A 20,344-nucleotide genomic window follows, 5' to 3' on the forward strand; every position below is an offset into this window, starting at 1 on the left:
TCCATCGTCGCTTCGTGGAAATGCTGGCGTTTTTCGCGATCTGCCGTCATTCATCCGTTCACGATGCGCGAATCGCCCTATGTCCGGTCGTTGCCGTACCAGTTGCCGGCGGTCCTCGGGCTCGCCGTCGTCCTGGGCGTGACCGGCCCCTTCGGCACCTACGAGCATATCGACCTCGGCCGGCGGATCGCTTACTTCGCCATCATCGGCGGGCTGAGCTGGCTGCAGATCGTGACCCTGGCGGCGTGGTTCGGACGCATCGAGCCCATCGACCGCTGGCCGGTGGCCAGGCGCATGGCCCTGGTCGGGGTGCTGGCGGCGATCCCCAGCACCTTCGAGGTCATCGTCGTACAATCGTGGCTCGGCCGCCCGATCCCGCTCCGGGCCGCCCCGTACATCTTCCCCGAGAACGCCCTGCTCACGGCGGCCATCGCGGTGGTGTTCGGCCTGTTCGTCGAGCAGCGCCTGCGCGCGGCCGCCGATGCCGAGCGTGCCCGGGTCGCCGCCCTGCCGCAGCCGCCTTCCCTCCCGGAGGCCGACTCAGCCCCGGCCGCCGCACCCGACTTCCTGCGCCGCATTCCGCCCGCGCTGGGCCGCGATCTGATCGCGCTGGAGATGGAGGACCATTATCTCCGCATCCACACCGCCCTCGGCAGCGACCTGGTCTTGATGCGTCTGCGCGATGCGCTGGCCGAGCTGGGGCCCGACCGGGGGCGGCAGGTTCATCGTTCCTGGTGGGTGGCCGAAGGCGCCGTCGCCTCGGTCGACCGGACGGCGGGGCGGCTCGTCCTGATCCTGCGCAACGGCCTGCAGGTCCCGGTCAGCAAGACCTACCGCGACAGCGTCAGGGAAGCGGGCTGGCTGGAGGTCTGACGAAAGCGAGCCCCTCTCGTGTCATCCTGAGCGAAGCGAAGGATCTAACATTAGCCAAGGAGTCCTTCGGCCGCTCCGTCAGGTCCTTCGCTGCGCTCAAGACGACCGTTACTTCCCGCCGCGATCCTCGCGCCACAGGTCGAGCTTTTCCTGGATCGGACGGTCGGAGAAGGAGAACAGGACCGCGTCGCTGTCGGCGCGATGCTCGACCCGGGCCCAGCTCGGCACGACGAAATGGTCGCGCTTCTTCCAGCGCATCACCCGATCGCCGATCCGGCTCTCACCCTCGCCCTCGACCACCGAGAACACCGTGCCGTCGGTGCTGCGATAGGGTGCGGTCGCGAAGCCCTTCGGCAGCAACTGCATGAAGGTACCCATCGTGGCGATCGGCGCGCCGCCATTCGCCGGATTGACGTAGCGCAGCTTGTAGCCGTGGCAGGGATCGGGCGCGCCGGCCCTGACCAGCCCCTGCAGCGCCTCGCGCGTGCGCGCATAGGGATAGTTGAAGATCGGCGAGGTCTGCTTCGCCGGCTTCCAGTCGACCGGCAGGAGACCGCTCGCATACTTCGCGTCGGAGGTGCCCTGCGGCGTCGTCACCACCTGCTCGTCGGTCTCGCCGGTTTCGGCGAAGCCTGCGTTGAACATTGCGACCAGCGGGATGTCGAGCCCGTCCAGCCACACCATCGGCTTCGACGAATCGTTGCCGTGATCGTGCCAGGTCCAGGTCGGCGTGATGACGAAGTCGCCCTCGTGCATGATCGTGCGCTCGCCGTCGACCGCGGTATAGGCGCCCTCGCCTTCGACGATGAAGCGCAAGGCCGACTGGGTGTGGCGGTGACTCGGCGCGACTTCACCCGGAAGGATCAGCTGCAGGCCGGCATAGAGGGTCGGCGTGATGCAGGCGCTGCCCGTCATGGCCGGGTTCTCGAGGATCAGCACCCTGCGCACCGCTTCCTTGGCGGTGATGAGCGAACCCGATTCCATCAGGAACGGGCGGACCTTGTCGTAGTCCCAGTGCGCGGCCTGGTACTTCGGCGCGGGGCTCGGCGGCACGAGCTGGTGCAACGACTCCCAGAGCGGCGCCATCGAAAGCCCGCCGATGCGCTCGTAGAAGTCGCGTCGTGCGTTGTTGCCCGTGGTCGATGCTGACAGGGTCGGCGCGGACACGGCCGATCCTACTCGGCGGCGCGCAGCATCGGTGCGGCCCGCGCCGTCATGCGCGCCCGGCAGGCCGCGGCAAAGGCATCGAACAGCTTCATCGAGACCGGGTTCTCGAGCGCCTTGTATTCGGGGTGCCATTGCAGCGCCAACACGAAGCCCGGCGCGTCGGGTACGCTCAGCGCCTCGACCTGACCGTCTTCGCAGCAGGTCGCCTCGACCCGCGCGCGCGGCGCCAACACGTCGACGCCCTGGCCATGCAGCGAGTTCACCGTCACCCGACGCTCGCCCAGCAGGTTCTGCAGCAGGCCGCCTTCGGCGATGTCGATGTCGTGGGCCGGCGCATAGTTCACGTCCATATCCGGCGACTTGGGCGAGCGGTGATCGCGCCGTCCCTCGACCTCATGCACGTGCTGATGCAGCGATCCCCCCAGCGCGACATTGACCTCCTGCAGCCCGCGGCAGATCGCGAACAGCGGCACGCCGCGGTCGATCGTGTGCCGGATCAGCGGCAGCGTGGTGGAATCGCGGGCGGGGTCGTGCAGCGTGCCCTCGCGGCTCTCCTTGCCATAATGATGCGGTTCCACATTGGACGGGCTGCCGGTCAGCAGCACGCCATCGAGACTGTCGAGCAGCCGGTCCATCGCCTCGATGAAGCCGGGCTCGTCCCCGAATTCCGGCCCGATGGCGGGGATCAGGACCGGCAGGCCGCCGACGGCGCGGATCGCCGCCTGGACGTACTTCTCGCCGACGGTGTGATGCCAGCCGCCGCGACCGTTCTCCTTGAGGCAGGCGGAAACACCGATCAGCGGGCGCGGAGAGGAGCGGGTCATGGGTGCCGGAGGATGCAAATAACGGAGCCTCATTTTCGCCGGTGCCCCGCACCTTGGCAATTGCCCGACGCCGGAGTCTGCCCGCTGCTTGTGCAGTGCAGCCCTGCATGGTACCGCCGCGCCGCAGCAAACTTTTGTCCAAAGACGATTGGAAGAGCGCCATGACGACCACCCCTCCGCCGTCCGCCCCGCCCGCCGGCACGACCGGCCAGGCAGGCCCCGCCGCCCCCCTCACGATGCACGGCCAGTACATCAAGGATTTCAGCTTCGAAAATCCGCGCGCGCCGCAGAGCCTGATCGAGCAGACGCAGCCGCAGCTCACCCTGAACGTGCAGGTGGCCAATCGTCAGTTCGACGCCAAGACCTTCGAAGTGTCGCTGACGATCGAGGCCTCCGCGCATACGCCGGAGAAAGAGCCGCTGTTCATGCTCGAGCTGGTCTATGCCGGCACCGTGACCCTGGGCGAGATTCCGCAGGAGGCTTTCGGCCCGATGCTGTTCATCGAGACGCCGCGCCTGATCTTCCCGTTCGCCCGCGCCATCGTGGCCAACGCCACGCGCGAGGCCGGCTTCCCGCCTCTCAACATCGCACCGGTCGACTTCGTGGCGCTCTATCGCCAGCAGCTCGAGGCCAATGGCGGCCAGATGCCGGGCGTCCCCGCCGGCCCGGTCGGTCACGCCTAGGCGTCGACCTTCAGCCAGAGAGGATCGCTGATCTTCTTCAGGAACTCGACATGTGCGGCGAGCTCGGCAGGGCTTGCCGCATGCGGCCGGGGCGGCCGGATGGGCCGGCTCTGGTCCATGAGGCCCTGCACACCGGTTGCGACCATCTCCGGCGCCAGCCCGAGATCGCGCTGCCGGCCGCCGCTCAGCTCCAGATAGACTTCCGCCAGAAGCTCCGAATCGAGCAGCGCGCCGTGCTTGGTGCGCTTGGTGTTGTCGATGCCGAATCGATCGCACAGCGAGTCGAGGCTGGCGCGCTGGCCGGGAAACTTGCGGCGCGCCATCGTTACGGTGTCGATGTAATCGTTCGTGAGCTTGGGCTTGCCGACGCGCGCGAGTTCGGCGTTCAGGAAGCCCAGGTCGAACTGCGCGTTGTGGATGACGAGCTGGGCGTCACCCAGGAATTCGAGCAGCTCGTCGACCTTGTCGGCAAACAGCGGCTTGTCGGCCAGGAATTCGTCGGAGAGGCCGTGCACTTCCTGCGCCCCGGCCGGCATCGGCATCTCGGGATTCAGATAGAGTTGCAGCGAGCGGCCGGTGGCCACCAGGTTCACCAGCTCGATGCAGCCGATCTCGACAATGCGGTTGCCGGAGAGCGGATCGAGGCCGGTGGTCTCGGTATCGAGGACGACTTCACGCATCCCGATCTTGTAGCCCGATGCGCGCCTACTTGCGACGCGCGCGCGCGAGCCGGGCTGTGAATTTCTCGCGCCACGGATTGGGCGGCCAGAACTGTCCGCGCAGGCCGCGCAGCTCGGCCACCGCCTCGCCCAGGGCGGCACGTGTCGGCGCGAGGCCCATGCCGGTCGGGATCACGATGCTGGCCTTGCGCCGCTTCAGCGCGTCCGGCACCTGCTGACGCAGGATGCCCTCGAACTTCTCCACCGTCATGCCGGGCCGCGCCATGACGCGGCGACGCTGCAGGAAGGAAGGCGCGCTCACGACGAGCGTGGCATCGACGCGACGCTCTCCCATCCCCTCGAACAGCAGCGGGATGTCGAGCACCACCAGCTTCTCGCCGGCAAGCGCGGCGCGCCGCAGGAAGGCGCGCTGCCTGCGGTGGACGAGCGGATGCACGATCGCCTCCAGGCGACGCAGCGCTTCCTTGTTGCCGAAGACGCGGGCGCCCAGCGCCTGACGGTCGAGCACGCCCGCCTTCACGACGCCGGGAAACGCCGCCTCGATACCGGGCAGCGCCGCGCCACCCGGCGCCTGAAGCGCGTGCACGGCGGCATCGGCGTCGTACACGGGGACACCCATCTCCCGCAGCATCTTCGCTGCGGTCGACTTGCCCATGCCGATCGAGCCGGTCAGTCCGACGATGACCATTCAGGGTCTTTCCGTTTCACGTTTCCCCCTCACATCATCCTGAGAGGCTGGCCAGAAATGAACTGAATCGATTCAAGCACTTACCTCATCCTGAGGAGCGCCGCGAAGCGGCGCCTCTCGAAGGATGGGCAACAGTGGTGCTCGTGCCCACCCTTCGAGACGCGCTCCTTGCGGAGCGCTCCTCAGGGTGAGGCCATTTTTGTAAGGCCGATGCGACCCTGTTCCTGATCGGAGAGACGCTTAGGGGACCAGGACGGTCTGGCCCGTGGTCTTGCGGCCCTCGAGGTCCGCGTGCGCCTGGGCAGCCTCGGCCAGCGGATAGTGCTGGTCGATCGAGATCTTCACCTTGCCGCTCTTGACCATCTTGAACAGCGACCGGGCGCTGGCCTCGAGGTCGGCGCGGGTGGCGGTGTAGGCGGCGAGGCTGGGGCGCGTCACGTAGAGCGAGCCCTTGGCATTGAGGACGCCGATCGGCACCGGCGCGACCGCACCCGAGGCATTGCCGAAGGAGACCATCAGGCCGCGCGGCTGCAGGCAGTCGAGCGAAGCCGCCCAGGTGTCCTTGCCGACGCCGTCGAACACCACGGGCACGCCCTTGTTCTTGGTGATCTTCTTCACCTCGGCCACGATGTCCTGCTTGGTGTAGTCGATCACCCACTTGTAGCCGTTCTTCTTGGCGAGAGCGGCCTTCTCGGGCGACGACGTCGTGCCGATCACCTTGTAGCCGCGCGCCTTGGCCCACTGGCCGAACAGCAGCCCGACACCGCCGGCGGCGGCATGGAACAGGATCGTGTCGCCCTTCTTCAGCCAGGCCTTGGCGGTCCGGTCGACGAGATACTCGGTCGTCATGCCCTTCAGCATGATCGCCGCGGCCTGCTCGTCGCTCACGCCCTTCGGCACCTGCACGAGCTGGTCGACGCCCATCACGCGCTCCTGGCAGTAGGCGCCCAGCACGCCGCAGTAAGCGACTCGGTCGCCCTTCTTGAAGCCCTTCACCCGGGGACCGACCTCGACGATGACGCCGGCGGCCTCGCGGCCGACCGCGTTGGGCAGCGGCGTCTGGTAGAGGCCGGAGCGGGTATAGACGTCGATGAAGTTGAGGCCGATGGCCGTGTGACGAATCTTGACCTGGCCGGGACCGGGCTTGCCGACCTCGACGTCCTCGAACTTCATCTTTTCCGGGCCGCCGTTTTCGTGAATCAGGATGGACTTGGACATCTGAAATTTCTCCCCTTGCAGCGGCGACCGGGGAACGTCGCCTGCTTGCGCGCGTCGAGTATAGTGACCGGCTTTTCATGCGCCAGCCCGGCGCGGCATTCGACAGGAGAGTTTATGCTCGGGAAGGTCTTTCTCGGCCGTCGCCGCCTCCTCACCACGTCTGTTGCCGCGACACTGGCCGCCCCTGCGCTGGCACGCGCCCAGCAGGTCCTGCGCAGCAGCAAGGCTTCCTACGGTCTGAGAATGCTCACCCTGGACCTCGAGCAGCCCTGGGGCATGGCCTTCCTGCCCGACGGCCGCCTGCTGATCACCGAGCGGCCCGGCCGTCTGCGGATCTTCGCCAACGGCCGGCTGGAACGGTCGCCGGTCGGCGGCCTGCCGAAGGTCTTCGCGCGGGGACAGGGCGGCCTGCTCGACATCTGCCTGCATCCCGACTTCGCCCGGAACGCCCAGCTCTATCTCACCTATTCGGGCGAGGGCGAGGGTGGCGCCGCGACGGTGCTGGCGCGGGCCGAGTTCCGCAACAATGCCCTGGTCGGCGTGCAGCGCATCTTCGAGGCGCTGCCGCGCACATCGGGCGGCCTGCATTTCGGGTCGCGTGTCGTCTTCGACCGGGCGGGTCTGCTCTACGTGACCTGCGGCGAGCGCTACCAGATGCAGCGTGCGCAGAACCTCGCCGATCTCGGCGGCAAGGTCGTGCGGCTGCGCGACGACGGCTCGGTCCCGCCGGACAATCCCTTCGTCGGCCGCGAGGGCGCGCGACCGGAGATCTTCACCTGGGGCCATCGCAACCCCCAGGGCATGGCGATGAACCCCGCCACCGGCCGCATCTGGGTGGCCGAGCACGGGCCGCGCGGCGGCGACGAACTCAACCTGCTGAAGGCGGGCGCCAACTATGGCTGGCCGCGCGCGACCCATGGGATCGACTATAACGGCTCGACGATCAGCCCGAACAAGAGCCTGCCCGGCATGGAAGATCCGGTGCGCGTCTGGGTGCCCTCGATTTCGCCGAGCGGGCTCGCCTTCTATACCGGCGACCGCTTTCCCGGCTGGAAGGGTTCGGTCTTCACTGGCGCCCTCTCCGACAACGCCCTGATCCGCATCGAACTCGACGGCGACCGCTACCTCGGGGAAGAGCGGTTGCTCGTCGACCTGCTTCCCTATATCCGCGACGTTCGTCAGGGGCCCGACGGCCTCCTCTACCTGGTCACCCACACCGACAGTGGGGGCCTCTATCGCCTGGAGCCTGCGTAACGCCCATGCTGATCCTCGCTTCCGCCAGCGTCTCGCGTCGCCAGATGCTGCAGAATGCCGGTCTCGCCTTTTCGGTCGAGACATCGGGCGTCGACGAGGACGAGGTGAAGCTCAGTCTTTCGGCCGAGAAGGCGACACCGCAGGACATTGCCGAGACGCTGGCCGAGCTGAAGGCCAAGCGCGTCTCGATGCGACACCCCGCGGCCATGGTGATCGGCGCCGATTCGACGCTGTCGTGCAACGGCCGCCTGTTCGACAAGCCGCCGACGATGGCAGCGGCACGCCAACAGCTGCAGGCGCTCGCGGACCAGACCCACGAGCTTCATTCCTCGGTCGTGGTGGCCAGAGGCGGCGTGCGGTTGTGGCATTGCAACGACCGCGCCCGGCTCACCATGCGGCCGCTGCCCGATGCCTTTCTCGATGCCTATCTCGCGCGCGCCGGCGAAGCGGTGACGAGCTCGGTCGGCGCCTATCAGCTCGAAGGGGTGGGCGCGCATCTCTTCACCAAGGTCGAAGGCGACTATTTCACCATCCTCGGCCTGCCGCTGTTGCCGCTGCTTTCGTTTCTCGCCGGACATGGCATCGGACTGGAGACAGCCGCATGAGCGCTTACGACACACTGCTCGCCGAGGCCGCGGGCCGACCCTTCGCCGCCATCGTCGGCTGGCCGGTCGAGCATTCGCGCTCGCCCGCCCTGCACGGATTCTGGCTGAAGCAGCACCATATCGACGGCCATTACGGGCGACTGCCGGTGAAGCCCCAGCGCGCCGCGCTGGAGGAGCTCGTCGCGTTCCTCAGGAAGACGCCCAACGCGCGCGGCTGCAACCTCACCCTGCCGCACAAGGTCGAGATCCTGCCGCTGCTCGATCGCATCGATCCCGTCGCCCGCCGCATCGGCGCGGTGAACACCATCGTGAAGCAGGTCGACGGCACGCTGGAAGGCCGCAATACCGACGGGTTCGGTTTTCTCGAAGCCCTGAAGTACAACGCCCCGCACTGGATGGCGGACGCCGGGCCGGTCGTCGTGCTGGGGGCCGGCGGCGCCGCCCGCGCGATCGTCGCGAGCCTGATGGATGTCGGCGTGCCCGAGCTGCGGCTCGTCAACCGCACGCGCGAGACCGCGATCGATCTCGGTGTCGCGCTCACCCCGCCGGGCGGGCAGCGCATCGTGGTCGGCTCGTGGGACGAGCGTTCGGAGCTGCTGGAGGGCGCCACGCTGCTGGTGAACACGACCTCCCTCGGCATGAAGGATCAGCCGGCCCTCGACATCGACCTGGCGAAGCTGCCGCACACCGCCGCAGTCTACGACATCGTCTATGTGCCGCTCGAAACCTACCTGCTGGCCGCCGCCCGCTCCCGGGGCAATCGCTGCATCGACGGGCTGGGCATGCTGCTGCACCAGGGCCGCCCGGGCTTCGAGGCCTGGTTCGGCCCCAGGGTGGATGTATCGGCCGCACAGCGCCATGCGGTCGCCGCCGACCTCGGGGCCTGATCCATGGACCAGAGCAACCCGACCGCCTCCGATCCGCCGGCCGGCTACAAGCCGCTGTTCCGCACCAGCCCGTTCCTCGACCATAACGGGCCGTTCTTCTATCGCGAGAACGACGACGGCACCTTCGTGGTCGGGCTGCGCATCCAGCCCAAGCATGCCAACGCGCGCGGCGTTGCCCATGGCGGCCTGCTGATGACCCTGTGCGACATCTCCCTGGGTTACCGCACGAGCCGCAGCCAGACGCCCTCGCCGCTGCTCGTCACCGCGAGCGTGAAGACCGACTTCGCCGGGTCGGCGAAGATCGGCGACTGGGTCGAGGCCCATGTCGACGTGCACAAGGTCGGCGGACGCCTGGCCTTCGCCAACTGCTACCTGAAGGTCGGCGAGGAACGCATCGTCCACGCAAGCGCGGTGTTCGCCAGGACAGGCGACCGCTCTTGAAGCTCGTCCTGACGGCGTTCCTGCCGTTCGCCCTCGGTTACTTCCTGAGTTTTCTCTTCCGCTCGCTCAATGCCGTGGTCGCACCGGCGCTGCGCGGTGAGCTCGGCCTGGACGATGCCGCCATCGGCGTCGTCACCTCGATGTATCTCGCCGCCTTCGTGGTGGCCCAGCTTCCCGCCGGTGTTGCCCTCGATCGCTTCGGGCCCCGCCGCGTGGCGCCGGTCATGCTGCTGGCCACCGCACTGGGTGCCGTGGTCTTCGCGGTCGGCCAGGACGTCGTGACGCTGAGCATCGGTCGTGCCCTGATCGGACTCGGCCTGTCGGTGGCGCTGATGTGCGGCTTCAAGGCCAACGTCCTCTACTGGCCGATCGGCCGCCTGCCGCTGGTCAACGCGGTCATGATGACGTTCGGCGGGCTGGGCGCTGCGATGGCGACACGCCCGGTGCAGTGGCTGCTGGTCGACTTCGACTGGCGAGAGGTGTTCCTGGGACTCGCCGCCATCACCGTCGCCGTGGCGATCTATCAGCTGCTCGCGGCGCCCGGTTACGAACGCGGCGGCAAGAGTCGCCTGAGAGACGAACTGCGGGGCCTCGCAGGCGTGCTGAAGTCGCGAGTCTTCTGGAGCGCGGGCCTGGCGCCCACCTTCTCGCTGGGCGTCTGGATCTGCTACGCGAGCTTCTGGGCCGCCGGCTGGCTGCGCGACGTGGCCCATCTCGACGAGCCGTCGGTCGGCGTGGCCCTGTTCGCGCTCTCGATCGCCATCGTGCCCGGCTATTTCTTCAGCGGCGTAATCGTCGATCTGCTGCACAAACGCGGCATCCGCGGCGGCCGGGTGCTGCTGGTCTACGGGATGCTGTTCCTCGCGATCCACATCCCGATCGCGCTCAACATCACGGCCGCGCCGAAGCTCCTGTGGTTCGCCTATGTGATGTTCGGCGGCATGCCGGTGGTCTGCTACGCGCTGGTCACGCGCGCCTTCGCGCCCGCGCTTGCCGGCCGGGTCAATACGACGCTCAACCTCGTCTGCATGCTGATCGCCTTCGTCCTGCAGGCGGCCATCGGGCCGGCGTTGGCCTGGATGGAAGAGACGCAGGGCCTGCCGCGCGCCCAGGCGCATCAGATCGTGACCCTCGCCGTGCTGGCGATGCAAGCCGCGCTCTGGCTGTGGTTTGCTTCGAGCCGGGAGGCTCGGGATCTGCCGTAAAAGAAAAAGAGCGCCGATTGCTCGGCGCTCTTTGAGTTCTTGTCCGTTCTGGGCCGTGTGGGTCGGCGCTGTTTACAGCGCCTGACTCGCGCTTGGTGACAAGCGCTGCCGCCCACCATAAGGCGCGCGTAGCGCGCCTTATTGATTCATCGACCCGAAGAAATCCTGGTTGGTCTTCGAGGTGCGCAGCTTGTCGAGCAGGAACTCGATCGCATCCACCGCGCCCATCGGCATGAGGATGCGGCGCAGCACCCACATCTTCGACAGCGTCGCGCGGTCGACCAGCAGCTCTTCCTTGCGGGTGCCCGACTTGGTGATGTCGATCGCCGGGAAGGTGCGCTTGTCGGAGACCTTGCGGTCGAGGATGATTTCCGAGTTACCCGTGCCCTTGAACTCCTCGAAGATGACCTCGTCCATGCGGCTGCCGGTATCGATCAGGGCGGTCGCGATGATGGTCAGCGAGCCGCCTTCCTCGATGTTGCGGGCCGCACCGAAGAAGCGCTTCGGGCGCTGCAGCGCGTTGGCGTCGACACCGCCGGTCAGCACCTTGCCGGAGCTCGGCACCACGGTGTTGTAGGCACGGCCGAGGCGGGTGATGGAGTCGAGCAGGATCACCACGTCCTTCTTGTGCTCGACCAGGCGCTTGGCCTTCTCGATCACCATCTCGGCGACGGCGACGTGACGGCTGGCCGGCTCGTCGAAGGTCGAGCTCACGACCTCGCCCTTCACGGTGCGCTGCATGTCCGTCACTTCCTCGGGCCGCTCGTCGACGAGCAGCACCATCAGGAAGACCTCGGGATTGTTGGCGGTGATGGCGTGCGCGATGTTCTGCAGCAGCACCGTCTTGCCGGTGCGCGGCGGCGACACGATCAGGGCGCGCTGGCCCTTGCCGATCGGCGCGATCAGGTCGATCACGCGGGTCGAGATGTCGAGCTGCTGCTGCGCCGTCGTGCCGGCCTTCTTGGTCAGCGTGCCGGTGCGGCGCGTGCCGACGCGGCCGGACGACGTCGCCTTCGAACCGCCCACCGCTTCCTCGGTGATGACCGGCGCCATGGCGGCGGCACCGCCGTCGAGTTCGAGCTTCAGCTTCTCATCGGGATAGAGCGGCGTCAGCGAGTCGAAGTTGATGCGATGGCGCAGCGCGTCGGGATCGTCGAAGTTGATCTTGTTGATCTGCACCATGGCGAAGTAGCGCTCGCCATCCTTGGGGGCGCGGATCTCGCCTTCGACCGTGTCGCCGGTGCGCAGGCCGAACTTACGGACCTGCTGGGGGCTGACATAGATGTCGTCGGCGCCGGGCAGGTAGTTGGCCTCCATCGAGCGCAGGTAGCCGAAGCCGTCGGGGATCACCTCGATGGTGCCGACACCGAAGATCGCCTGGTCGGCGGCGGCCAGCTTCTGGAGGATGGCGAACATCAGCTCCTGGCGGCGCATCATCGCCGCACCCTCCACGCCCTGCTCTTCGGCAAAGGCCAGGAGTTCGGGGGGCTTCTTCTTCTTGAGGTCTTGGAGATTCATGGGTCTTCAGTCTGTGGGGGAAAATGACGCACGCGCTTGCAGCGACCGGAACGGCCGAACCTGAAAACAGCGCTGTGTCGTACTTGGATGGACCCTATCGAGTTGCCGCCGGGGAGGCGGCGCCAAGGGCCCTGGGTGGCGTTTGTATAAACGCCGCCCCCTGCTCTGTAAAGACGGGCTCCGCCGGAACGCGGCAGCCGTGCCCCGTCACTCGCCTTCGGCCAGCATCTCGGCGTAGCGGAAGATCTCGGTATGGTCGGCGCCCTTGCCCAGCTTGCCGTCGGCCGCCGTCCAGTAGGCCACGGCCTGCTGAAGGCCCGGCACGTTGACCTTCAGATGCTTGGCGACGTCACCCGCGGTGCGCAGGTCCTTGGCCATCAGCGCGGTCGTGAAGCCGGCCGCGAAGGTGCGCGACACGACGAACTGGCGACCCTTCACCTCGGTGGCGTTGCTCTTGCCGGTCGAGCTGTTGAAGACGTCGACCATCGTCCCGGGATCGAGCCCGAACGATTCGCCCACGACCAGGGCCTCGCACATGGCGACGAGGCCGGCGGCCGAAAGATAGTTGTTCAGGGCCTTCAGCGCATGGCCGGCACCGGCAGGACCGCACAGGGTGATGGTCTTGCCCATGGCACCGAAGACCGGTCGCGCCCGTTCGAGGTCGGCGGCCGCGCCGCCCACCATGATGCTGAGCGAACCGTCGATGGCGCGCTTCACGCCACCGGACACCGGCGCATCGAGCAGCGCCACGCCGCGGGCGGCGAGATCGCGCGCGAGCTTCTGGGTGTCGACCGGGTTGGATGAGCTCATGTCCATGACCACCGCGCCTGCCTGGAGCCCCTCGATCGCCGGGTCCTGCCCGTCGAGGATGGCCTGCCGCACGATCTTGCCGTCGGGCAACATCGTGATCAGCGCCGCGGCCCCCTGGGCGGCGGCCTTCGCCGAGGCCGTGGCCAGCGCCGACGGATGGGCGCCGACGAAATCGGAGACCGCCTTCTGCGAGACGTCGAACACGCGCAGCTTGAAGCCCGCTTCGGCGAGGCGGGTCGCCATCGGACGGCCCATCATGCCGAGCCCGATGAAGGCGATGGTGGCGGGAGGTGCGAGCGTGGTCATGACGAGGCTCCTGACGTGAGGTCGTATTCATAGAACGGCAGGACGCGACCGGGAATCGCATCCGACGGCTCGTTTCGCAGATAGCGGGCGCCCATGCGCTCGTAGAAGCGGGCGGCGTTCACGTCGGCCAGGATGGTCATGCGCCGGTATCCCAACTGCCGCGCCAGGGCGACAGCAGCTTCGAACAGCAGCCGCCCCGTCCCGCCGCCCATGGCGGACGGTTCGACGAACATCAGCGCCAGCTCGGCATCGTCACCGTCGCGGCCGACACTGACGGTACCGACGGTTTGACCCACGTCGTCGGTTGCCACCAGCACGCGCCCCTCGGCGATGCTGCGCTCCTCGACCGTGAGCGAGGGAACGCAGAGCCGCATGAACGCCGCGTCGTAGCCCCAATGAGCCTTCGACCTGAGGCAGAGCGCGGTGAGGCTGGCCGCCTCACCCGTCTGCGCCTTGCGCAGCCGTGTCATCGCACCACCCTGAGAGAAAGGTCCCTCGCTACGCTCGGGATGACAATTGTGCATAAGGACCGACGAGCTTTGCGCCCCCGGGTCCTCACACCCCCATTGTCATCCCGAGGCCGCAGGCCGAGGGACCTTTGGCCGTCGTCCGTTCAGACGCCGCGGTCCTTGAAGACGTCGCGGGCGGTCTTGAAGGCGTCGAGGCTCGCGGGGATGCCGCAATAGATCGCGACCTGGAGGAAGATCTCCTTGATCTCGTCCTTGGTCAGGCCGTTGTTCAGCGCGCCGTTGATGTGCAGCTTGAGCTCGGGGCCGCGGTTGAGCGCCGCCAGCATGGCGAGGTTCAGCATCGAGCGGCTCTTCTTCGAGAGGCCCGGCCGCGTCCAGGCATAGCCCCAGCAGTATTCGGTGGTGATGTCCTGGAAGGCCATCATGAACTCGTCGTCGGCCGCGCCGGCCAGCGAGTTGTCGACATAGGCCGCGCCGAGCACGGCCTTCCGCATCTTCATGCCCTCGTCGTAGAGCTTCTTGTTGCGCGGTGCGGGCTTGGCTTTCTTCGCCTTCGCGACAGCGGTCTTCTTGGCCATGTCTTGCTCCTCCGGATGAAAATCGGGGAGCTGTATATCAGATCGTCGCGTGCCCCGCGTGGGGCTGCGCCGGCGCAACGTTGAGGCCCTTGGAGCGCGCCTGCTGGCAGAGATCCTCGATGGTGACGTCGTCGAGTTGCGCCATCATCTCCTCGCGCAGCTTCTCCCACAGCGGCCACACGACCTCGTGGGCGAGCGGTGAGCCGATCGACGGATCGCTGGGCTCGGTCTCGACCTCGAGGTTGCGCACCACCCGCACGACCTCGCCCAAGGTGATGCTGGCCTTGTCCCGCCCGAGCCGGTAGCCGCCACGCGGCCCGCGCTTGCCGGACAGGATCCCGGCGCGCACCAGGTGCTGCAGGACCTGCTCGAGATATCGCTTGGGAATGCGCTGGCGCTCGGTGATGTCACCGCTGCGTACCGGGTGGTCGCCGACATGGAACGCCACGTCGAGAACCGCCTCGATCGCGAACATCGTTTTCTTGCTGAGGCGAGGCATCCCGTTCTCTCGTCCCTTTTCAGGCCCTCTTGATCGAGCCGGCCGTTACTCCTGTCGAACCGAAGCCGCCCGCACCGCGTGCCGTTTGATCGAGGGCCGAAACCTCTCGCCAGGCGGCACGGGCGTGACGCGCAATGATAATCTGTGCAATTCGCATGCCGCGCTCGATGCGGAACGGCTCCTTGCCGAGGTTGATCAGGATGACGCCGACCTCGCCGCGATAGTCGGCATCGATGGTGCCGGGGGCGTTGGCGACCGTGACGCCGTGCTTGGCAGCCAGTCCGGAGCGCGGCCGGACCTGGGCCTCGAAGCCTACCGGCAGGGCGATGGAGATGCCTGTCGGGACGATCCGGCGCTCGAGCGATCCCAGCTCGATCGGCTGGTCGATCGCGGCCAACAGGTCTGCCCCGGCGGCGGCGGCCGTCGCATAGTCGGGCAGCTGCAGGTCATGCCCGTGCGGCAGCCGCACGATCTCGATTTCGACGCTCTCGACGCCCTTCATCGGCCCCTCGTACTCAAAAAAACGCCCGCCCGCTCGACCGAGGCCGGCACTCACTCTGCCGCCTGTGCCTTGGCTGCCTGCGCGAGATGCAGCGCGATCCGGCCGGCGAGACGCATGGCGACATCGCCCTTGCCCAGCGGCGGCCAGTCCTCGGTGCCCCCGGAGGTGATGAGATGCACGGTGTTGCGCTCACCGCCGAAGGTGCCGGTTGCGGGCGACACATCGTTGGCCACGATCCAGTCGCAGCCCTTGCGGGTACGCTTTTCGACGGCGTTGGCCACGACGTTCTCGGTCTCGGCGGCGAAGCCCACGACCAGGGCCGGTCGCTTGGGGCCGGGCCGGGAGAGTGTCGCCAGAATATCGGGATTGGGGGCGAGTTCGAGCGCGGGCGGCGGCGCGCCTGCCTGTTTCTTGATCTTCCCGGGGGCGAGCCTGGCCGCCTTCCAGTCGGCGACGGCCGCGGCGCAGACGGCGATGTCGAGCGGGCCGGCGTCTAGACAGGCCGCGAGCATCTGGTCGGCCGATTCGATGTGCACGACCTTCACGCCCTGCGGATCCGGCACCGAGACCGGGCCGCTCACCAGGGTCACGTCGGCCCCGAGCTGGGCCAGCGCCGCCGCGATGGCATGGCCCTGCTTGCCCGAGGAATGATTGGAGATGAAACGCACCGGATCCAGCGCCTCGCGGGTCGGACCCGAGGTGACCAGCGCGCGCTTGCCGGCGAGCGGCCGGTCGCGCAGCAGAATGGATTCGATGGCGGCGACGATCTCGACCGGCTCCGACATGCGGCCCGGCCCGTGTTCGTTGCAGGCCATGGCGCCGTCGTTGGGCCCCACGAAGACGATGCCGCGCTGCCGCAGCGTTTCGATATTGGCCACGGTCGCGGCATGGGTCCACATGCGCACGTTCATCGCCGGCGCGGCGAGCACGGGCTTGTCGGTGGCGAGCAGCACGGTGGCAGCCAGATCGTTGGCCAGGCCGCCCGCCATGCGCGCCAGCAGATCGGCGGTCGCGGGCGCCACGACCAGCAGGTCGGCATCGCGCGAGAGCTGGATGTGGCCCATCTCGCTCTCGTCGGTCAGGGAGAACATGTCGCCATAGACACGGTCTTCCGAGAGGGCCTGCAGCGTGAGGGGCGTCACGAACTTCGCGCCGGCTTCCGTCAGCACACAGCGCACCGAGGCGCCGCGCCCGCGCAGGAGGCGGATCAGTTCGGCCGACTTGAAGGCGGCAATGCCGCCCGCGACGATCAGCAGGATACGCTTGCCGTGCAACATGACGTTCAGCCTATCACAAGAGCCGGGTGGCGACAGTATAGAGGCCGGTGAGCAGCAGCGCCCAGAACACGGCCTGGCGGAACTGCTCGACCGACAGACGCGATCGGATCTTCTGGCCGAGCCACATGCCGCCGATCGCCGGAACGACGGCCGCGGCCGAGACGATGGCGCGCGGCCCGTCGAGCACGCCGAAGAAGAGCAACGAGAAGGTCAGGGTCAGCGACGTGGCACAGAGAACCACGCCCAGGGTTTGCACGAGCTCGACCGGCTTGATGTCGAGACCTTGCAGATACGGCATCAGGGGGACGACCGGCACCCCGACCAGGCCCGCCACGAAGCCCGACACGACGCCGATGACGGGCGCCAACGGCTTCTCGAGATCGGCGTGGATGGTGAGCCGGATGCGGAACAGGCCGAGCGCGCTGTAGAGGATCAGCACCGTGCCCAGCACGAGAAAAGCCCAGTTGGGCCCCTTCTGCCCCACCAGCCACACCGTCAGATAGAGCACCACGGCGAGCGGCAGGATCAGCGGCCACTGGCGCCGCACGATGTGCCAGAAATGGCCGCCGACCGAGGCCTGCCAGACGTTGGTGAAAACGGTCGGCAGGGCGATCAGCGCGATCGCCTCCGACAACGGCAGGAAGAGCGACATCAACGCGATCGAGATGGCCGGCAGACCGAGACCCACCAGGCCCTTGACGGTGCCCGCGAGCAGGAAGATCGCGAGGCCGATGACGATCTGGTCGGTCGGCACGGGTTCAGTGCCACCAGGCGGCGATGGCGGCCACGAGGGCCAGGATGGCGACGGTCTCGGCGAAACCGGGGCGCCACAGGCGGCCAGCCGGCGGCGGCTGCAGCGCGTCGCGCTCGGCCTTGAGCCGCTCATGCTCGGCCAGCAGATGCAGGCTGTCGATCAGGCGCGGCAGGCGGCGCAGCCCCTGGGCGAGATCGTCGACCGCGCGGCCGACGGTGGCGCGTGGGCCGAAATGGGTCACCATCCAGTCCTCGATCAGCGGCCGTGCCAGCTCCCAGATATTGACCTCGGGATTGAGCTTGGTGCCCATGCCCTCGGCCATCAGCATGGTCTTCTGCAGCAGCAGGAGCTGCGGCTGGACCGTCATCTCGAACTGCTCGGTGACGCGCAGCATCTGCGCCAGCAGGCGGGCGATCGAGATCTGGTGGCTGGGCTTTCCGAAGATCGGCTCGCCGATCGAGCGGCAGGCCTGCGCGAAGGTCTCAACCGACTGGTCGGGCGGCACGTAGCCCGCGCGGAACTGCACCTCGGCGACGGCACGATAGTCGCGGCGCAGGAAGGCGACCAGCAGCTCGGCAAGATAGCCGCGTGTATCGGAGTCGACCCGGCCCATGATCCCGAAATCGACCGGCACGATGGTGCCCTGGCGATCGACGAAGGCGTTGCCGCCATGCATGTCGGCATGGAAGAAGCCGTCGCGGAACACCTGGTAGAAGAAGGCTTCGGCGCACTTGCGCATGATCTCGTGCGGATCGTGGCCGGCGGCGATGATGGCGTCGCGGTCGCCGATCGGGATGCCGTCGACCCGCTCCTGCGTCATCACGCGCTCGGCGGTACGGTCCCAGTCGATCTTCGGCGCCCGGTAGTTCGGATCGTCGGCGAAATTCTCGCCCAGCTCCTCGGCCGCCGCCGCCTCCATGCGAAGGTCCATCTCGACCCGCACGACATCGGCGAAGGCGCGCACCGATTCGACCGGCTTCAGGCGGCGGAAGCGCGGCTGCGTGCGCTCGACCAGTTCGGCGACCCAGTAGAAGAGATCGAGATCGCGCTCGAAGGCCTTGGCGATGCCGGGCCGCAGCACCTTCACGGCGACGTCGCGACCGTCGGCAGTGACCGCGAAATGCACCTGGGCGATCGACGCCGCCGCCACCGGCACGTCGTCGAAGGCCGAGAAGATGGAGCCGAGCGGCTGCCCCAGTTCGCTCTCGACGATGCGGCGCGCCTCCGCGCCGGGAAACGCCGGGATATGGTCCTGCAGGCGCGCGAGATCGGCCGCGACTTCCTCGCTCAGCAGGTCGGCGCGGGTCGACAGCGCCTGCCCCAGCTTGATGAAGGACGGACCCATGTCCTGCAGCGCCGCCGCCAGCCGCTCGCCCGGTCGCCGCGGATCCTGGCGCGGCGCGAAGAGACGGGCCCAGGCGATCAGCGCCGGCGCGATGCCCAGCGACTCGAGCGGAAACAGCGCGTCGTGGCGAGCGAAGCTCACCGCCATACGCAGCAGGCGCCAGGCATTGCGGAGGGCGCGGAACATCTAGATGCGCCAGCCCTGATGCAGTGCCACGACGCCCAGCGACATGTCGCGCCAGGAGACGTTTTCGAAGCCGGCGGCCCGCATGCGCGACGCCAGTTCGCGCTGCGGCGGAAAGCGGCGGATGCTCTCGTGGAGATAGCGATAGGACTCGGCGTCCCGGGCGATGACCTTGCCGAAGAACGGCAGCGCGCGCTCCGAATAGGCGTCGTAGACGCGGCCGACCGGGGCCGAGGTCACCTTGCTGAATTCCAGGCAGTAGAAGCGACCGCCGGGCTTCAGCACGCGCCAGGCGTCGCGCAGCGCCTGGTCGATGTCGGTGACGTTCCGCAGACCGAAGGCGATCGTATAGGCATCGAACGAGCGATCCGGGAACGGCAGATGCTCGGCATCGCCGGTTGCCCAGGTAAGGCCCTGCAGCAGCCCGCGGTCGATGGCGCGGTCGCGCCCGACTTCGAGCATCGCGGGATTGATGTCGCACACGGTGACGTCGGGCCGTTCGCCCTGGCGGCGCAGCAGGCGGAAGGCGATGTCGCCGGTGCCGCCCGCCACATCCAGGAGCTTCTCGCCCGGCCGCGGGTTCACCACGTCTACCATGGCGTTCTTCCAGAGCCGGTGCACGCCGCCCGACATCAGGTCGTTCATCAGGTCGTAGCGCGGCGCCACGCTGGCGAAGACCTCGCGCACCAGGCCGGCCTTTTCGGCAGCCGGCACGTCGCGGAATCCGAAGGAGGCACGCCCCTCCGGGGCCTGTCCCTCGGGGCGGGCTGCGCTAGGATCGTCGGAATGGGCTTGGTCCATGGGGCCGCAACCTAGAGGAATCGCCATGCTGCTGAAAGACCGGGTCATCCTGATCACCAATGTCGAGAAATTCGCAGGGCACGGCACGACAAAGGTCGCCCTCGCCGAGGGCGCCACGGTGCTGGCGCACGATCCGTCGTTCGAGGCGCCGAGCGCGCGGCGCAAGTACGAAGCGCAGTTCCCGGGCGCCCATGCCCTGTCGGCGACGGAGCCGGCGACGATGGTCGAGCTGGCCCTGAAGCGACACGGTCATATCGACGCGCTGGTCAACAACGACGCCTATCCGGCGCTGCGCGCGCCGCTCGGCGAAGCCCGGGTCGAGGACTTCCGCGATGCCCTGGAGACCATGGCCGTCGCGCCGTTCCGGCTCACGCAGCTCGTCGCACCGTCGATGCGCAAGCGCAAGTCGGGCCGCATCGTGTTCGTGTCCTCGGCCGCGCCGCTGCGCGGCATCGCCAACTATGCGCCCTACGTCTCGGCGCGCGCCGCAGCCAACGGTCTCGTCTCGTCGCTCGCCAAGGAACTGGGGCGCGACGGCATCACGGTGAATGCGGTCGGCTCGAACTATGTCGAGAACCCCGACTACTTCCCGCCGGCGCTGCTCGCCAACAGCGCGGCGATGGCCAAGATGACGGCGCAGATTCCGCTCGGTCGCCTCGGCAAGTCCGACGAGCTGGGCGCCACGATCTGCTTCCTCTGTTCCGACGGTGCCGGCTTCATCACCGGCCATGTCCTGCCGCACGCCGGCGGCTGGGCGTGACATCGCGAAAAATCGC

23 protein-coding genes are annotated in these 20,344 nt (G+C 67.9%); 8 read left to right on the forward strand and 15 right to left on the reverse strand.

From position 1 onward, the window contains the following. Window positions 1-63: 63 nt before the first annotated feature. Window positions 64-873 carry a LytTR family DNA-binding domain-containing protein gene (locus tag ACP15H_RS23575; protein WP_425068568.1) on the forward strand — a complete coding sequence of 270 codons (810 nt, stop codon included), beginning with the start codon at window positions 64-66 and terminating at the stop codon, window positions 871-873. A gap of 108 nt (window positions 874-981) precedes the next feature. On the opposite strand, the gene gtdA is transcribed toward ACP15H_RS23575, so the two are convergent. Beyond that, window positions 982-2,040, reverse strand: a complete 1,059-nt coding sequence (gene gtdA, locus ACP15H_RS23580; RefSeq protein ID WP_425068569.1) for a gentisate 1,2-dioxygenase — start codon at window positions 2,038-2,040, stop codon at window positions 982-984. Window positions 2,041-2,048: 8 nt separating this feature from the next. Further along, on the reverse strand, window positions 2,049-2,864 hold the full coding sequence (locus ACP15H_RS23585) for a gamma-glutamyl-gamma-aminobutyrate hydrolase family protein (protein WP_425068570.1): 816 nt from the start codon (window positions 2,862-2,864) through the stop codon (window positions 2,049-2,051). A gap of 161 nt (window positions 2,865-3,025) precedes the next feature. Here ACP15H_RS23585 and secB point away from each other — a divergent pair, with 161 nt between their 5' ends. After that, entirely contained in the window at window positions 3,026-3,547 is a 522-nt protein-coding gene (secB, locus tag ACP15H_RS23590) for a protein-export chaperone SecB (RefSeq protein ID WP_425068571.1), read from the forward strand. Here secB and dnaQ read toward each other — a convergent pair. From dnaQ to ACP15H_RS23605, 3 genes are all read right to left on the reverse strand, one after another. Then, entirely contained in the window at window positions 3,544-4,227 is a 684-nt protein-coding gene (gene dnaQ, locus ACP15H_RS23595) for a DNA polymerase III subunit epsilon (RefSeq protein WP_425068572.1), read from the reverse strand. The genes secB and dnaQ overlap by 4 nt on opposite strands. A gap of 25 nt (window positions 4,228-4,252) precedes the next feature. After that, a complete protein-coding gene (gene coaE / locus ACP15H_RS23600; protein WP_425068573.1) occupies window positions 4,253-4,915 on the reverse strand; it encodes a dephospho-CoA kinase in 663 nt (220 codons plus the stop codon). Window positions 4,916-5,155: 240 nt separating this feature from the next. After that, window positions 5,156-6,133 carry a quinone oxidoreductase family protein gene (locus ACP15H_RS23605; RefSeq protein WP_425068574.1) on the reverse strand — a complete coding sequence of 326 codons (978 nt, stop codon included), beginning with the start codon at window positions 6,131-6,133 and terminating at the stop codon, window positions 5,156-5,158. Window positions 6,134-6,247: 114 nt separating this feature from the next. Between ACP15H_RS23605 and ACP15H_RS23610 the strand changes: the two genes are divergently transcribed. From ACP15H_RS23610 to ACP15H_RS23630, 5 genes are read left to right on the forward strand one after another with little or no spacing between them, the layout of a single operon-like run. Further along, on the forward strand, window positions 6,248-7,387 hold the full coding sequence (locus tag ACP15H_RS23610; protein WP_425068575.1) for a PQQ-dependent sugar dehydrogenase: 1,140 nt from the start codon (window positions 6,248-6,250) through the stop codon (window positions 7,385-7,387). Window positions 7,388-7,392: 5 nt separating this feature from the next. Beyond that, window positions 7,393-7,992, forward strand: coding sequence for a Maf family protein (locus ACP15H_RS23615; protein WP_425068576.1), 600 nt, complete (start codon window positions 7,393-7,395; stop codon window positions 7,990-7,992). Next, window positions 7,989-8,879: a shikimate dehydrogenase gene (locus tag ACP15H_RS23620; protein WP_425068577.1), complete on the forward strand. Its 891-nt coding sequence runs from the start codon at window positions 7,989-7,991 to the stop codon at window positions 8,877-8,879. The genes ACP15H_RS23615 and ACP15H_RS23620 overlap by 4 nt, the downstream gene beginning before the upstream one ends. A 3-nt stretch (window positions 8,880-8,882) precedes the next feature. Beyond that, window positions 8,883-9,320 (forward strand): PaaI family thioesterase, encoded by a 438-nt coding sequence (locus ACP15H_RS23625; protein ID WP_425068578.1) that lies wholly within the window; start codon window positions 8,883-8,885, stop codon window positions 9,318-9,320. Beyond that, a complete protein-coding gene (locus tag ACP15H_RS23630) occupies window positions 9,317-10,525 on the forward strand; it encodes an MFS transporter (protein ID WP_425068579.1) in 1,209 nt (402 codons plus the stop codon). The genes ACP15H_RS23625 and ACP15H_RS23630 overlap by 4 nt, the downstream gene beginning before the upstream one ends. Before the next feature lie 138 nt (window positions 10,526-10,663). Here ACP15H_RS23630 and rho read toward each other — a convergent pair whose 3' ends face one another. The 10 genes from rho to ubiE all read right to left on the reverse strand — a co-directional run bounded on the left by rho (window position 10,664) and on the right by ubiE (window position 19,568). After that, on the reverse strand, window positions 10,664-12,043 hold the full coding sequence (gene rho / locus ACP15H_RS23635; protein ID WP_298307686.1) for a transcription termination factor Rho: 1,380 nt from the start codon (window positions 12,041-12,043) through the stop codon (window positions 10,664-10,666). A gap of 207 nt (window positions 12,044-12,250) precedes the next feature. Then, window positions 12,251-13,159: an NAD(P)-dependent oxidoreductase gene (locus ACP15H_RS23640; RefSeq protein WP_425068580.1), complete on the reverse strand. Its 909-nt coding sequence runs from the start codon at window positions 13,157-13,159 to the stop codon at window positions 12,251-12,253. Next, a complete protein-coding gene (locus ACP15H_RS23645; protein WP_425068581.1) occupies window positions 13,156-13,629 on the reverse strand; it encodes a GNAT family N-acetyltransferase in 474 nt (157 codons plus the stop codon). Before ACP15H_RS23645 ends, ACP15H_RS23640 begins: the two co-directional genes overlap by 4 nt. Window positions 13,630-13,772: 143 nt before the next feature. Then, on the reverse strand, window positions 13,773-14,207 hold the full coding sequence (locus ACP15H_RS23650; protein WP_425068582.1) for a carboxymuconolactone decarboxylase family protein: 435 nt from the start codon (window positions 14,205-14,207) through the stop codon (window positions 13,773-13,775). A gap of 37 nt (window positions 14,208-14,244) precedes the next feature. Then, the gene (locus tag ACP15H_RS23655) at window positions 14,245-14,706 is read right to left on the reverse strand and encodes an RrF2 family transcriptional regulator (protein WP_425068583.1); all 462 of its coding nucleotides are present in this window, start codon (window positions 14,704-14,706) and stop codon (window positions 14,245-14,247) included. 19 nt (window positions 14,707-14,725) lie between these two features. Beyond that, on the reverse strand, window positions 14,726-15,208 hold the full coding sequence (gene dut, locus ACP15H_RS23660; RefSeq protein WP_425068584.1) for a dUTP diphosphatase: 483 nt from the start codon (window positions 15,206-15,208) through the stop codon (window positions 14,726-14,728). Window positions 15,209-15,258: 50 nt separating this feature from the next. After that, window positions 15,259-16,485: a bifunctional phosphopantothenoylcysteine decarboxylase/phosphopantothenate--cysteine ligase CoaBC gene (coaBC, locus tag ACP15H_RS23665; RefSeq protein WP_425068585.1), complete on the reverse strand. Its 1,227-nt coding sequence runs from the start codon at window positions 16,483-16,485 to the stop codon at window positions 15,259-15,261. Window positions 16,486-16,498: 13 nt separating this feature from the next. Next, window positions 16,499-17,239, reverse strand: coding sequence for a sulfite exporter TauE/SafE family protein (locus ACP15H_RS23670; RefSeq protein ID WP_425068586.1), 741 nt, complete (start codon window positions 17,237-17,239; stop codon window positions 16,499-16,501). 4 nt (window positions 17,240-17,243) lie between these two features. Beyond that, the gene (gene ubiB / locus ACP15H_RS23675) at window positions 17,244-18,770 is read right to left on the reverse strand and encodes a 2-polyprenylphenol 6-hydroxylase (RefSeq protein ID WP_425068587.1); all 1,527 of its coding nucleotides are present in this window, start codon (window positions 18,768-18,770) and stop codon (window positions 17,244-17,246) included. Continuing rightward, window positions 18,771-19,568 carry a bifunctional demethylmenaquinone methyltransferase/2-methoxy-6-polyprenyl-1,4-benzoquinol methylase UbiE gene (gene ubiE, locus ACP15H_RS23680; protein ID WP_425068588.1) on the reverse strand — a complete coding sequence of 266 codons (798 nt, stop codon included), beginning with the start codon at window positions 19,566-19,568 and terminating at the stop codon, window positions 18,771-18,773. A 25-nt stretch (window positions 19,569-19,593) separates the two neighbouring features. Between ubiE and ACP15H_RS23685 the strand changes: the two genes are divergently transcribed. After that, complete coding sequence (locus ACP15H_RS23685; protein WP_425068589.1) at window positions 19,594-20,328, forward strand: SDR family oxidoreductase; 735 nt, start codon at window positions 19,594-19,596, stop codon at window positions 20,326-20,328. Window positions 20,329-20,344 lie beyond the last annotated feature (16 nt).

Source organism: Reyranella sp., assembly GCF_965249915.1.
GTDB lineage: Bacteria > Pseudomonadota > Alphaproteobacteria > Reyranellales > Reyranellaceae > Reyranella.

What these genes read in the sequence shown, in the direction of transcription:
- ACP15H_RS23575 (WP_425068568.1), top strand. Translation starts at nt 64, where the DNA reads ATGCGCGAATCGCCCTATGTCCGGTCGTTGCCGTACCAGTTGCCGGCG.
- ACP15H_RS23585 (WP_425068570.1), bottom strand. Translation starts at nt 2,864, where the DNA reads ATGACCCGCTCCTCTCCGCGCCCGCTGATCGGTGTTTCCGCCTGCCTC.
- secB (WP_425068571.1), top strand. Translation starts at nt 3,026, where the DNA reads ATGACGACCACCCCTCCGCCGTCCGCCCCGCCCGCCGGCACGACCGGC.
- dnaQ (WP_425068572.1), bottom strand. Translation starts at nt 4,227, where the DNA reads ATGCGTGAAGTCGTCCTCGATACCGAGACCACCGGCCTCGATCCGCTC.
- coaE (WP_425068573.1), bottom strand. Translation starts at nt 4,915, where the DNA reads ATGGTCATCGTCGGACTGACCGGCTCGATCGGCATGGGCAAGTCGACC.
- ACP15H_RS23605 (WP_425068574.1), bottom strand. Translation starts at nt 6,133, where the DNA reads ATGTCCAAGTCCATCCTGATTCACGAAAACGGCGGCCCGGAAAAGATG.
- ACP15H_RS23610 (WP_425068575.1), top strand. Translation starts at nt 6,248, where the DNA reads ATGCTCGGGAAGGTCTTTCTCGGCCGTCGCCGCCTCCTCACCACGTCT.
- ACP15H_RS23615 (WP_425068576.1), top strand. Translation starts at nt 7,393, where the DNA reads ATGCTGATCCTCGCTTCCGCCAGCGTCTCGCGTCGCCAGATGCTGCAG.
- ACP15H_RS23620 (WP_425068577.1), top strand. Translation starts at nt 7,989, where the DNA reads ATGAGCGCTTACGACACACTGCTCGCCGAGGCCGCGGGCCGACCCTTC.
- ACP15H_RS23625 (WP_425068578.1), top strand. Translation starts at nt 8,883, where the DNA reads ATGGACCAGAGCAACCCGACCGCCTCCGATCCGCCGGCCGGCTACAAG.
- rho (WP_298307686.1), bottom strand. Translation starts at nt 12,043, where the DNA reads ATGAATCTCCAAGACCTCAAGAAGAAGAAGCCCCCCGAACTCCTGGCC.
- ACP15H_RS23640 (WP_425068580.1), bottom strand. Translation starts at nt 13,159, where the DNA reads ATGACCACGCTCGCACCTCCCGCCACCATCGCCTTCATCGGGCTCGGC.
- ACP15H_RS23645 (WP_425068581.1), bottom strand. Translation starts at nt 13,629, where the DNA reads ATGACACGGCTGCGCAAGGCGCAGACGGGTGAGGCGGCCAGCCTCACC.
- ACP15H_RS23650 (WP_425068582.1), bottom strand. Translation starts at nt 14,207, where the DNA reads ATGGCCAAGAAGACCGCTGTCGCGAAGGCGAAGAAAGCCAAGCCCGCA.
- ACP15H_RS23655 (WP_425068583.1), bottom strand. Translation starts at nt 14,706, where the DNA reads ATGCCTCGCCTCAGCAAGAAAACGATGTTCGCGATCGAGGCGGTTCTC.
- dut (WP_425068584.1), bottom strand. Translation starts at nt 15,208, where the DNA reads ATGAAGGGCGTCGAGAGCGTCGAAATCGAGATCGTGCGGCTGCCGCAC.
- coaBC (WP_425068585.1), bottom strand. Translation starts at nt 16,485, where the DNA reads ATGTTGCACGGCAAGCGTATCCTGCTGATCGTCGCGGGCGGCATTGCC.
- ubiB (WP_425068587.1), bottom strand. Translation starts at nt 18,770, where the DNA reads ATGTTCCGCGCCCTCCGCAATGCCTGGCGCCTGCTGCGTATGGCGGTG.
- ubiE (WP_425068588.1), bottom strand. Translation starts at nt 19,568, where the DNA reads ATGGACCAAGCCCATTCCGACGATCCTAGCGCAGCCCGCCCCGAGGGA.
- ACP15H_RS23685 (WP_425068589.1), top strand. Translation starts at nt 19,594, where the DNA reads ATGCTGCTGAAAGACCGGGTCATCCTGATCACCAATGTCGAGAAATTC.